Annotated in this window: 9 protein-coding genes; 4 read left to right on the forward strand and 5 right to left on the reverse strand. The window is 59.6% G+C overall.

Translation table 11 applies throughout. The annotated features are described in order from the left end of the window. The first annotated feature begins 48 nt into the window (after positions 1-48). Positions 49-1254, forward strand: a complete 1206-nt coding sequence (locus tag ACI77I_RS04790; RefSeq protein ID WP_406997053.1) for an MFS transporter — start codon at positions 49-51, stop codon at positions 1252-1254. A 150-nt stretch (positions 1255-1404) separates the two neighbouring features. Beyond that, positions 1405-1953, forward strand: coding sequence for a glutathione peroxidase (locus tag ACI77I_RS04795; RefSeq protein ID WP_406997054.1), 549 nt, complete (start codon positions 1405-1407; stop codon positions 1951-1953). 64 nt (positions 1954-2017) lie between these two features. On the opposite strand, the gene ACI77I_RS04800 is transcribed toward ACI77I_RS04795, so the two are convergent. From ACI77I_RS04800 to ACI77I_RS04815, 4 genes are all read right to left on the reverse strand, one after another. After that, positions 2018-3322 (reverse strand): OmpP1/FadL family transporter, encoded by a 1305-nt coding sequence (locus tag ACI77I_RS04800; protein ID WP_242151654.1) that lies wholly within the window; start codon positions 3320-3322, stop codon positions 2018-2020. 146 nt (positions 3323-3468) lie between these two features. Further along, positions 3469-3951, reverse strand: a complete 483-nt coding sequence (locus tag ACI77I_RS04805) for a hypothetical protein (protein ID WP_242151651.1) — start codon at positions 3949-3951, stop codon at positions 3469-3471. Positions 3952-4231: 280 nt separating this feature from the next. After that, on the reverse strand, positions 4232-4456 hold the full coding sequence (locus ACI77I_RS04810; RefSeq protein WP_071482924.1) for a hypothetical protein: 225 nt from the start codon (positions 4454-4456) through the stop codon (positions 4232-4234). Positions 4457-4899: 443 nt separating this feature from the next. After that, on the reverse strand, positions 4900-5205 hold the full coding sequence (locus ACI77I_RS04815; protein WP_094950297.1) for a hypothetical protein: 306 nt from the start codon (positions 5203-5205) through the stop codon (positions 4900-4902). 457 nt (positions 5206-5662) lie between these two features. Here ACI77I_RS04815 and ACI77I_RS04820 point away from each other — a divergent pair, with 457 nt between their 5' ends. Together ACI77I_RS04820 and rmuC are read left to right on the forward strand one after the other, a co-directional pair. Beyond that, the gene (locus ACI77I_RS04820; protein ID WP_094950298.1) at positions 5663-5986 is read left to right on the forward strand and encodes a sel1 repeat family protein; all 324 of its coding nucleotides are present in this window, start codon (positions 5663-5665) and stop codon (positions 5984-5986) included. A gap of 175 nt (positions 5987-6161) precedes the next feature. After that, positions 6162-7526: a DNA recombination protein RmuC gene (rmuC, locus tag ACI77I_RS04825; RefSeq protein WP_406997057.1), complete on the forward strand. Its 1365-nt coding sequence runs from the start codon at positions 6162-6164 to the stop codon at positions 7524-7526. 61 nt (positions 7527-7587) lie between these two features. Here the strand turns inward: rmuC and ACI77I_RS04830 are convergent, their stop codons facing one another. Further along, entirely contained in the window at positions 7588-11058 is a 3471-nt protein-coding gene (locus ACI77I_RS04830) for a PAS domain-containing hybrid sensor histidine kinase/response regulator (protein ID WP_094950300.1), read from the reverse strand. Positions 11059-11295 lie beyond the last annotated feature (237 nt).

The raw sequence follows: 11295 nt of genomic DNA on the forward strand, positions 1-11295 counted from the left end.
GAGTTTATTCGAATACAAGCGGGTATATACCCGCGACGGAGAATAAGAATGACCTCGATGTGGCGCACCAGTGGCTGGGTTCTTGTGGGGAGTGCGCTGATCCTGGCGTTGTCCTTGGGTGTGCGGCACGGCTTTGGCCTGTTTCTGGCGCCGATGAGCAGCGAATTCGGCTGGGGCCGTGAGACGTTTGCCTTCGCCATTGCACTGCAGAACCTGATCTGGGGCCTGGCACAGCCGTTTACCGGGGCCCTGGCCGATCGTTTCGGTGCGACCAAAGCCGTGTTTGTCGGCGGTGTGCTGTACGCCGTGGGGCTGGTGTTGATGGGCATGTCCGATTCGGCGTGGTCGTTGTCGCTCAGTGCAGGCTTGTTGATCGGGATCGGCCTGTCGGGCACCTCGTTTTCGGTGATTCTCGGGGTGGTCGGCCGCGCGGTGCCGCCGGAAAAACGCAGCATGGCCATGGGCGTTGCGAGCGCCGCAGGTTCCTTCGGCCAATTCGCCATGGTGCCCGGCACCTTGGGCCTGATCGGCTGGCTGGGCTGGTCGGCTGCATTGCTGGCGTTGGGCCTGATGGTGGCGCTGATCCTGCCGCTGGTGGCGATGCTCAAGGACAAACCGCTGCCGGTGATGGCCGGTCAGCAAACCCTGCGCGAAGCGTTGAAAGAGGCCTGTTCCCACTCTGGGTTCTGGCTGCTGGCCATTGGTTTTTTTGTCTGCGGTTTCCAGGTGGTGTTTATCGGCGTGCACTTGCCGGCGTATCTGGTCGACCAGCATCTGCCGGCCACGGTGGGCACCACGGTGCTGGCCTTGATCGGGCTGTTTAACGTGTTTGGCACCTACACCGCCGGCTGGCTCGGCGGGCGCATGTCCAAGCCGCGCTTGCTCACCGGCTTGTATCTGCTGCGCGCGGTGGTGATCGTGCTGTTCTTGTGGGCGCCGGTGACCGAAGTCACGGCCTACCTGTTCGGCATGGCGATGGGCTTTTTGTGGCTGTCCACCGTGCCGCTGACCAACGGTACCGTCGCCACCTTGTTTGGCGTGCGAAACCTTTCGATGCTGGGTGGGATTGTGTTCCTGTTCCACCAGCTCGGTTCGTTTCTCGGCGGCTGGTTGGGCGGGGTGGTCTATGATCGAACCGGCAACTACGATTTGATCTGGCAGGTGTCGATCCTGCTGAGCCTGCTTGCAGCGGCCCTGAACTGGCCAGTGCGTGAGCGGCCAGTGGCGCGCCTGACGCAAATGGAGGCGGCATGAGTGTAACGCTGCGCGGGCTGGCCCTTTCGGCAGGCCTGGTTTTGTTGTGGCTGGCCTGGTGGGGCTGGCAACAGGGTGGGCTCGCGTTGATGCAACTGGGTATGTCCATCTGTTAAGTTCTGTGTCTGAACTGAATTAAGGACTTTCGACATGCTGATGCGCTGGCTCGCTGTACCCGTCCTGATGGCTGCTGGCAGTGTAGCAATGGCTGCCAACTGCCCGCCGTTGCTGGAGGGCCAATTGCCCAAGTTGCGGGCCAAGGAATTCATTGATCTGTGCCAGCGCTTTGCCGGCAACCCCCTGGTGATCGTCAATACCGCCAGCTTCTGTGGCTTCGCGCCACAGTTCAAAGGCCTCGAAGCCCTGTATCAACGCTATAAAGAACAAGGGTTGGAGGTGATCGGCGTGCCGTCCGATGACTTCAAGCAGGAGGCCAAGACCGGCGAAGAGACCGCCAAGGTGTGTTACGTGAATTACGGCGTGACCTTCACCATGACCGAGCCGCAGAAGGTCAAGGGGCCGGATGCGGTGCATTTGTTCAAGGTCCTGGCGCAGCAGACCAACGCGCCGAAGTGGAATTTCTATAAGTACGTGGTCGACCGCCAGGGTAAGGTGATCGCCAATTTCTCCAGCCTGACCAAGCCGGACAGCCCGGAGCTGATCAAGGCGGTTGAAGAGGCGATTGCGTCTAAACCCTGATCATCGCCGACTAAAAAGCCCCGCCTCCTTTGCAGGAGAGCGGGGCTTTTTTATACGGTTTGAATCAGAACTTGTACGTCATGCCCAGGCCGAAGCCGTTGGCGCTGTTTTCGTACTTGGACGCATAGGTCTGGCCCAGCGCGTTCTGTTTGTTCACCTTGACCGGCTCTTCCTTGAGGTAGGAGTAAGCCAGGTCGATGGTCATGTTATCCATCACCGCGTAGCCCAGGCCGACACTGAAGATAGTCCGGTCACCGGTAGGAATACGCGGCGAACGGTCAGTGTTGTTGGTCGGCGACTGGTCGAAGGTCAAGCCGGTACGCAGGACCACTTGCTTGGTCACTTGGTACGAGGTACCCAGGGCGTAGGCCCAGGTATCGTGCCAGTTTTGCGGCTCTTGGATCTGGCCGACGATCCGCGGTGCGAGTGCACCACCGGTCGTTGCCGTCACACCTTCGTTGTTGACGGTAATGTCTTTCAGGCGGCTCCAGCGCGTCCAGGTCGCACCACCGTAAACCTTCCAGGCATCGCTCAGGTCTTGAGTAACCGAAGCGTCCCAGGATTCAGGGGTGTCGACTTTCAGCGAAGCGTCGTAGCGGTTGGCACGCAGGTAACCGCCAGGAACGCCGGCGCCTGGCGTCACGTCGGTGTGGCCTTCGAGCTTGTATTTCACTTTCGAGTGGTAAGTCAGGCCGACACGGGTGGTGTCGGTGGCTTGCACCAGGATACCGGCGTTAAAGCCGAGCGCGGTGTCGTCGCCTTTGACTTTGATTTTGCTGTCGCCGGTGCCTGCCAGACCTGGGAGCGGCAGCCCCGCGAGGCTTGGTTGCGACTCCAGGGTGCCGGAAATGCGGTTAATGGTCGGACCAAAACCGATCGACACCTTGTCGTTGAAGGCGTAGCTCACAGTCGGCTGGAAGGTGATAACAGCCACTTCACTCTTGTTGCCGAATGCGCGGCCTTGGAAGCCACGTTCGTAGTCAGTCTTCAGGCCGAACGGTGCGTAAACACCGAAGCCGACTGCCCACTGGTCGTTAAGTTTGTTGGTGTAGAAACCAAAAGGAACAGCGGTGAACGGCACCATGTCCCCTTTGTTACTGCCGCGTGAGCGGCCGCTGGCGTCTTTGATGTCGGTCGATGCATCGATAGCGGCGACGCCACCGGTGATTTGCTGGCCTTCGAGGCGAGCCATACCGGCAGGGTTACCAAAGACAGTGCTGGCGTTTTCGGCAGAAGAAGACCGGCCTGCGAAACCCGTACCCATACCGGCGACGTCTTGTTCGTTGAGGGCGAAGCCGCTTGCGAACAGTTGGGAGGAAGCCATGGCAACGGCGAGGCTAAGTGTGGTCTTGAGCATTACTTTTTTCATTATTAGAACTCCGTGGTGATCACCGCTGCGGAAAGTATCAATAAATTTAAGTTAGCGCTATAGGCTGTAATGTAGGAGATAGAGCGGTTTTGTAGGACAATCAGACCAAAATCAGCGTTTTTAGCCGAATCTTGCAAAACGCCTGATCAACAAGTGACCTGATTCATGGGTGAAACACAGGTTTGCCAGGCTTGGGTGAAATCCCGCAGCCGACCTTGAGGGTGAAATATTTCTTTCCAGATACGCGCCATGCCTAATACGTCGCCCGGTGGCGGCAGGGCAGGGCGGTGTTGCTCCACCAGCAGCCAGGCGATGGCGGTGGCGTAACGCAGGTTAACCGTGAGTTCCAGCTGGGGCGCGCTGAGGAAGGCGTGTTGGCTGGCCAGGCCGCGCACCAGGCTGGCGCGTTCGGGGTCGCGCGCAAGGTAATCGTCCCAGAGGGCGCGGTGGCGTGGCTCGGTGATGCTGTACAAGCCGTGGCCGCGGCGGTCATGCAGGGCCGAGCCGAGTTCCGATTGGCTGGCGGCAATGCCCAACAGCAGGGCTTCAGCTGCAGGGTTATGGCGGCCGAGGTAAATCAACGTCGGCCTGATCACATAACGACACAATTCGCTGGCGGCGATACCCATACAAGCCTCAGTCCATGAAAGTGGTCGACGATGCCTGAGACGGTGGGGGCTTGGCAGCAGTGGATCGGATCTCAGGCTCGTCGCAAGCGGATCATGCCGCTTGAGTTGAAGTGTAGTGTCATATTTGTGATGTAAAGGACTGTTTTTAAAACATCTTCTTCATTTAGTTATAACGTTTATATCTATTCGTACTGAGTACTTGTGTTCCGATGCTGAATTTCAGGCAATAAAAAACCCTGCGTTTTAAGCAGGGTTTTTGTGTTTCAGCGACTCGGGTCGATCAGGCAGTCAATGCCTGACGGGTACGCTCGATCACGGCCTGCAGCGGTTCTGCGCTGGAGTATTGATCGGGGTACAGGCGTTCGCTGTGACGAGCGATGCCGTGTTCGTTGACCAGGGTGAAGCTGAAGCAGCCTTTGCGAGCGGCCATGATCAGGCAGTTCATTGGTGCAAAAGCGTTAGTGAGGGTGCGAATGGCATCCTGAGTGTGGATTTGAGTGGACATATTATTGGTGTTCCTACAAATGACACGGATAAGAACCGTGCAACGTTAAAACGTTCCAGTGACGCTGATCACCATTGATCAAACGAAGAACCCGACTGGAACAAAGCAGCCAGTTTGAAGCGCTAATAAGTTAGGCGCGCTTGGGCTGGCAGGTAGGTACTTAGGAGGGCAGGCAACACAACATGGGCAAAGGTTCTGGGCCCGGGGTGAAGATCCTGATCAATTTGCAGGCTGGTTCGGTCAGAGTATTGAAACTTCGCGACACCCTTTGCTTGTTCAAAGGCAGTGTCGTCGCAAGAAATACCTGGAAACCATCGAGGTGGTCGATCCCGTGTTGTTCAGGGGAGTTGTTCGACCAGAATTGACTTTCAGCTTGGTACTAACGTTGCGGATAGTAACGGATTGAAGCACGCAAGGGAAGTGTGCTAACCAAAAAACTTCAATCAGCCGCCCAGCAGCCCGCGATACACCAGCACCGTCGCGGCCGCCACCAGTGAGCAGCCCAGCCCGTAGGCCGCCAGGGTCAGGCGCCAGGAGCGGCCGGTTTCGATTACCTTCATCACGTCGCGCATGTCATTGATGCGGCCATCGCCCAGTTCGATGCACAGGCTCACGGCGGTAAACGCTGCCGATAGCAGGATCGCGATGGCAAACAGTGCACCGTCGGGTGAGGGCAGCGCTGCGTTGATGCCCAATGAGATCGCACAGATGGCCAGCAGCAACATGGCGAATAAGAGAATTCCTTTCATCGAGCCTTACAAGGTTGCGTGGAGGTCAGGCAGTGTGGCGAGCCGAAGCAATTTTGAAAAGGCCCCCGGTTTGTACCGCCGGTAACATTTTTCGGACGCATTGAAGTAAAAAACGGCGGAGATATAACCAGTGGATGGGTACTTGTGCACATTAGTTGCGAGGTGTGTAACCCCGCCGGCAACCGCCTGGAAGCAGCGCTGTTTGCCTGCGATGAAAATTTAAGTCAATGAAAAATATCGCTTTTTTTTATTGGTGAAAAAATCGTCAGTTTGACTGCAGCCCCCGTTCCATGGGGCTTTGCGCGAGTTAAAGGCGGGTTGTCCACTGAGTTATCCACAGCTTCTGTGGATTGTCCCAAGCGCTTGCTCTAGGACGGGCGTGCTGAGATTTTTCAGCTTTACCTGTAGGAAAAAAAGAGTAGAGTGGCGCGCCTTCCGTTCTGTCCCGCAGTGCTTTATGAAGTTTCGCTCAGTACCACCTTCTGTTACCGACACCCCTCAAACTGTTACCGCACCCAAGCGTTTCTCCTTAAAAGTCGCCTTGTGGCTGCTCGACAGCCCGCACCTGGGGCACAACACCAACATCAAGCATTTCGCCGGGCGTTTACTCAAGCAGCCGGCCCGTGAAGGCGTGGTCGCCGCGCAGAGCCGCCTGGGCCAGTTGATGTGCCGTGAGTGCGGCAACGCCCGCGACCGCCGTATCGGCCACGACCTGTTGCGCCTGGCCGCCCGTGCCGGCGACCACCGCGCCCAGCGCGAATTGGGGCAGGTCGAAGACTGAGCTGTCCTCAAGCCCTATGCTTGGTTAACCTTGCTCTTTTTCGGTGATGGCAGAAATGGCTATGGTGTTTGACTGGACCAGCATTGCCTTGGGCCTCGCTGGCGCTGCAGTGCCGTTATTGGCCGTGTGCTGGCAGATCCAGCGGCGGCTGAGTGCGCGCATGAGCGGTTGGGAGCTGCTGGAAGAGCGCCTGGCCACCGCGCAACTGGCCCAGGAGGGCTTGGCCGCGCAACTGGATGCCAGCCGCGATGAAATCAGTGACCTGAGCCAGGCCAACGCCGCCAAGCAAGCGGACCTGGCCGCGGTGCGCCGTGAAGTCGAACTGCTGCAGATCGACCGCGATAACGCCCGCGACGCCGCCCACGCCTGGAACCTCGACCGCAGCGCCAAAGAAACCGAGCTGCGCCGCCTTGATGCGCTGTCGGCGTCACTGCGCGCCGAACTGCGTGAGCAGCAGGAAAGCCATCAACAACGCCTCGCCGACCTGCAAGGCTCGCGGGACGAGCTGCGCGCGCAATTCGCCGAGCTGGCCGGGAAGATCTTCGACGAGCGTGAACAGCGTTTTGCCGAAACCAGCCAGGAACGCCTGGGCCAGTTGCTCGACCCGCTCAAAGAACGCATCCAGTCCTTTGAAAAGCGCGTTGAAGAAAGCTACCAGAACGAAGCGCGCGAACGCTTTTCCCTGGCCAAGGAGCTTGAACGCCTGCAGCAACTGAACCTGCGCCTGTCGGACGAAGCCACCAACCTCGCCCGCGCGCTCAAAGGCCAGAAAACCCAGGGCAACTGGGGTGAACTGATCCTTGAGCGCGTGCTGGAACATGCTGGGCTGGAGAAGGGCCGCGAGTACCAAACTCAGGTGAGCCTTAAAGGGCCGGACGGCGAGCGCTTCCAGCCTGACGTGTTGATCATGTTGCCCGGCGACAAACAGGTGGTGGTCGACTCCAAGGTCAGCCTCACGGCCTATCAACAATACGTGGCGGCGGATGATGACGTGATAGGCCAGGCGGCGCTCAAGCAGCATGTGCTGTCCCTGCGCAATCACGTCAAAGGCCTGGCCGGTAAGGATTACAAACGCCTGGAAGGCTTGCACAGCCTCGATTTCGTACTGTTGTTCGTGCCGATAGAGGCGGCGTTTTCCGCCGCGTTGCAGGCTGAGCCGAACCTGTTCCAGGAAGCGTTCGACCGCCATATCGTCATCGTCAGTCCCACCACCTTGCTGGCCACCCTGCGGGTGATCGACAGCCTGTGGAAGCAGGAGCGCCAGAGCCAGAACGCGCGGGAAATCGCCGAGCGCGCCGGTTGGCTGTATGACAAGTTTGTGCTGTTTATCCAGGACCTGGATGAGGTGGGCAACCGTCTGCAACAGCTGGATAAGGCTTACAGCGCGGCACGCAACAAGCTGACGGATGGACGCGGAAATCTGGTCAGTCGTACCGAGCAATTAAAGTTGCTGGGTGCGCGCGCCAGTAAAAGCCTGCCGGCGGATTTGCTTGAGCGTGCCATGACCGATTCAGACGGTGTGGCGCATCTACCGGAATAAACGCAATCCAAAATGTGGGAGCTGACAAGCCAGCTCCCACAGGGCATTGTGCTCAGCCGTCCTACAGCGGCAAATGCCGACTCAACAGCGCCCGCAACGCCGCAGGTTTCACCGGCTTGGCCAAATAGTCCAACCCCGCCGCGTGCACCTCGGCCACCATTTCCGGCCGGCCATCGGCGCTGATCACCACCCCGGGAATCGGCTCGGCCAATTGCGCCCGCAGCCAGCCCATCAGCTCAGTACCCGTTTCGCCATGGTCCAGGTGGTAATCCACCAGCGCCAGTTGCGGGCGCATGCCTTCGGCCAGCAATGCTGCGCACTGCGCCTGATCGGTGGCGGTCCACACCTCGCAGCCCCAGCGCGTCAGCAAGCTGCGCATGCCGATCAGGATGCTCTCTTCATTGTCTACGCACAGCACCTGCGCGCCACTCAATGGCAGCCCATTGTCTAGCGTCGGCTTGACCTTTGGGCTGGCCTGGTTACGCGCCAACGGCACGCGCACGCTGAACACGCTGCCTTTGCCCGGCCACGAACGTACGCTTAAGCGATGGCCCAGCACTCGGCACAAGCCATCGGCGATCGCCAGGCCCAGGCCCAGGCCTTTTTCGGCGCGGGTCTGGTGGCTGTCGAGGCGCTTGAACTCTTCGAAGATTACCTGCTGTTTATCCAGTGGAATGCCCGGGCCGCGGTCCCACACTTCCAGGCACAGCTCACCCTTGCGCCGGCGTACGCCAAGTAGAACTGGGCCGTCGGCATAGCGGAAGGCGTTGGTCAGAAAGTTCTGCAGGACTCGCCGCAGCAACTTGATGTCACTGTCCACCCGTAAACGGCTGCCACGCAGGCGGAAACGCAGGCCTTGTTCGTGGGCCAAAGCCTTGAATTCGGCGCCCAGGGTGTCGAACAGCTCGTTAAGCACAAAGGGCTGGCGCTGTGGGTTGATCTTGCCGTTTTCCAGGCGCGAGATATCCAGCAGGTCGCTGATCAGGTCTTCGGCGGAACGCAGCGAACTGTCCAAGTGCTGCACCAACTGGCGGGCTTCGGCAGACAGGCCGTCGTTCTGGTGGGAGAGGGCGGCGGAGAACAGCCGTGCCGCGTTCAGCGGTTGCATCAGGTCATGGCTCACCGCTGCCAGAAAGCGCGTTTTCGACTGGCTGGCGGACTCGGCCACGCCTTTGGCATCGGTGAGCGCCACATTCAGTTGCGACAGTTCATGGGTGCGCTCGGTCACCCGTTGCTCAAGGCCCTCGTTGGCCTCGGTCAGCGCCTGCTCGGCTTCACGGAACGCGGTGATATCGGTGAAGCTCATGACAAACCCACCGCCGGGCATCGGGTTGCCGATCAGCTCGATCACGCGTCCATTCGGGAACAAACGTTCGGAGGTGTGCGCGCGGCCCTGGCGCATCCAGTGCAGGCGCCGTGCCACGTGCACTTCAGCTTCGCCCGGCCCGCACAGGCCGCGCTCGGCGTTGTAGCGAATGATGTCGGCAATCGGCCGGCCGACGCTGATCAAGCCGTCGGGGTAGTTGAACAGTTCCAGGTAGCGCCGGTTCCAGGCCACCAGTTTCAGCGACTGGTCGACCACGCTGATGCCCTGGGTGATGTTTTCAATCGCGCCTTGCAGCAGCGCGCGGTTGAACTGCAGCACCTCGGAGGCTTCGTCGGCGATGCGTACGACGTCCTCCAACTGCATTTCCCGCCCTTCAATCGCGGCTTTTACTACAGCGCGCGTCGAAGAAGCGCCGAGCACACCGGCCAGCAGGCGTTCGGTGTGGGCGATCCAGTCGTTATCGGCATTCTGATTCGGGTTAAAGCCTTTGCCCTGACGATAGGCGAAGCGGATAAAGCTCTGCTGCGCGCGCTCTTCACCGACAAAGCGTGCGGCCAGGCTGAGCAGGTCGCTGATCTGTACCGACAACATTGAGCGCGCGCTGGCGCGTTGGCTGGTCTCTTGACCGATAAAACGTCCGGCCTGCCAATGCTCGGAAACCCTTGTGCGCGACAGCATCGAGACCCACACGAACAGCGTGAAGTTACCCGCCAGCGAGAACACGGTGCCCAGGGTCAGCGAGGTGACGGAAAAGCCAAAGGGGTGTGAATGCATCCACGTCAGGCCGGGGAAAAGGCTGAGCGACCAGCCAAGACTTTTCGCGGTCACTGGTAGGACCAAGGTGTAGAACCACAAAAAGGTGCCTGCCGCTAACCCAGCAAATACACCCCGCCGGTTGGCCTGCTTCCAGTACAGTGCGCCGAGCATCGCCGGGGCTAGTTGGGTGACGGCGGCGAAGGCAATCTGGCCGATGGTCGCCAGGCTTGCGGTGGAACCGAGCAGCCGATAACTCACGTAGGCCAGCAGCAGGATGATCACAATGCTGACCCGGCGTACCGACAGCATCCAGTGGCGGAACACTTCGAACGGCCGCTCGGCGCCGGAGCGGCGCAGCAACCACGGCAGCAACATGTCGTTGGACACCATGGTCGACAAGGCAATGCTGGCCACGATCACCATGCCGGTTGCCGCCGACGCGCCGCCGATAAACGCCAGCACGGCGAGGGCCGGATGCGATTGGGCCATGGGCAGGCTGATCACGTAAGAGTCGGGCAATACCGAACCGGGCAGCAGCATTTTGCCGCCCAGGGCAATGGGTACGACGAACAGCGCGGCCAGGATCAGGTAGGCCGGGAATACCCACTTGGCCAGGCGCAAATCCTGCGGGTCGATGTTTTCTACTACGGTGACGTGAAACTGGCGAGGCAGGCAGATAATCGCCATCATTGCCACGCCGGTTTGCACCACCATCGACGGCCAGTTGATGGTTTCTTTCCAGTACTCCTCAAGGCGCGGCGCCAGCATCGCCTGGCTGAACAGGTCACCGAAACCGTCGTACAGGCCGTAGGTCACGAACGCACCGACGGCGAGAAAGGCGAACAGCTTGACCAGTGATTCAAACGCAATCGCCAGCACCATGCCGCGGTGGTGTTCAGTGGCGTCGAGGTTGCGTGTACCGAACACGATGGTGAACAGCGCCAGCACCAGCGACACGATCAGCGCGGTGTCCTGGGCGCGGGTGCCGGTGGTGTCGGGGCCGGAGCCGATCAGCAGGTTCACACCCAGCACGATGCCTTTGAGCTGCAGGGCGATGTAGGGCAGCACGCCGACCAGGCAGATCAGCGCTACCACCACCGCCAGGGACTGGGATTTGCCGTAGCGCGCGGCGATAAAGTCGGCGATCGAGGTGATGTTTTCCTGCTTGCTGATCAGAATCATCTTCTGCAGCACCCAAGGTGCCAACACCAGCAGCAGTACCGGTCCTAAATAGATCGGTAAAAATGCCCACAGTTGTTCGGCGGCCTGGCCTACTGCGCCGAAGAACGTCCAGCTGGTGCAGTAGACGGCCAGCGACAGGCTGTACACCCACGCACGCACCTTCGGCGGCAACGGCGCGTGGCGGCGGTCACCGTAAAAGGCGATGGCAAACATAATGGCCATATAGGCCAGGGCAACGGCGGCGATCAGCCCGCTGGACAGCGTCATGGTAACTCCGAGCATAAGAACACCCAGGCATTCCAGGCCCGGTGAGACAGTCTCGCATGATGCTTGGGGTTAGTCAGTGTCGACCAAGGTCGTGTGGGAGCTGGCTTGCCTGCGATGCGCATGGGTATCTACGCAAATTTTTGTGTTGCGCTGAGCTTTTGACGGGGTTTTTAGGTAGGTATGAGTACATATCCGTTGCTGTGGTAACGGCGGCTATTGGTTCCGCCCTTACGGCCA

The organism is Pseudomonas sp. D47, assembly GCF_045447305.1.
Lineage (GTDB): Bacteria > Pseudomonadota > Gammaproteobacteria > Pseudomonadales > Pseudomonadaceae > Aquipseudomonas.

Bases quoted from the DNA above. Each gene is read 5' to 3' on its own strand.
- ACI77I_RS04795 (WP_406997054.1), top strand. From the start codon at position 1,405: ATGCTGATGCGCTGGCTCGCTGTACCCGTCCTGATGGCTGCTGGCAGT.
- ACI77I_RS04800 (WP_242151654.1), bottom strand. From the start codon at position 3,322: ATGAAAAAAGTAATGCTCAAGACCACACTTAGCCTCGCCGTTGCCATG.
- ACI77I_RS04830 (WP_094950300.1), bottom strand. From the start codon at position 11,058: ATGACGCTGTCCAGCGGGCTGATCGCCGCCGTTGCCCTGGCCTATATG.
- ACI77I_RS04815 (WP_094950297.1), bottom strand. From the start codon at position 5,205: ATGAAAGGAATTCTCTTATTCGCCATGTTGCTGCTGGCCATCTGTGCG.
- ACI77I_RS04820 (WP_094950298.1), top strand. From the start codon at position 5,663: ATGAAGTTTCGCTCAGTACCACCTTCTGTTACCGACACCCCTCAAACT.
- ACI77I_RS04805 (WP_242151651.1), bottom strand. From the start codon at position 3,951: ATGGGTATCGCCGCCAGCGAATTGTGTCGTTATGTGATCAGGCCGACG.
- ACI77I_RS04810 (WP_071482924.1), bottom strand. From the start codon at position 4,456: ATGTCCACTCAAATCCACACTCAGGATGCCATTCGCACCCTCACTAAC.
- ACI77I_RS04790 (WP_406997053.1), top strand. From the start codon at position 49: ATGACCTCGATGTGGCGCACCAGTGGCTGGGTTCTTGTGGGGAGTGCG.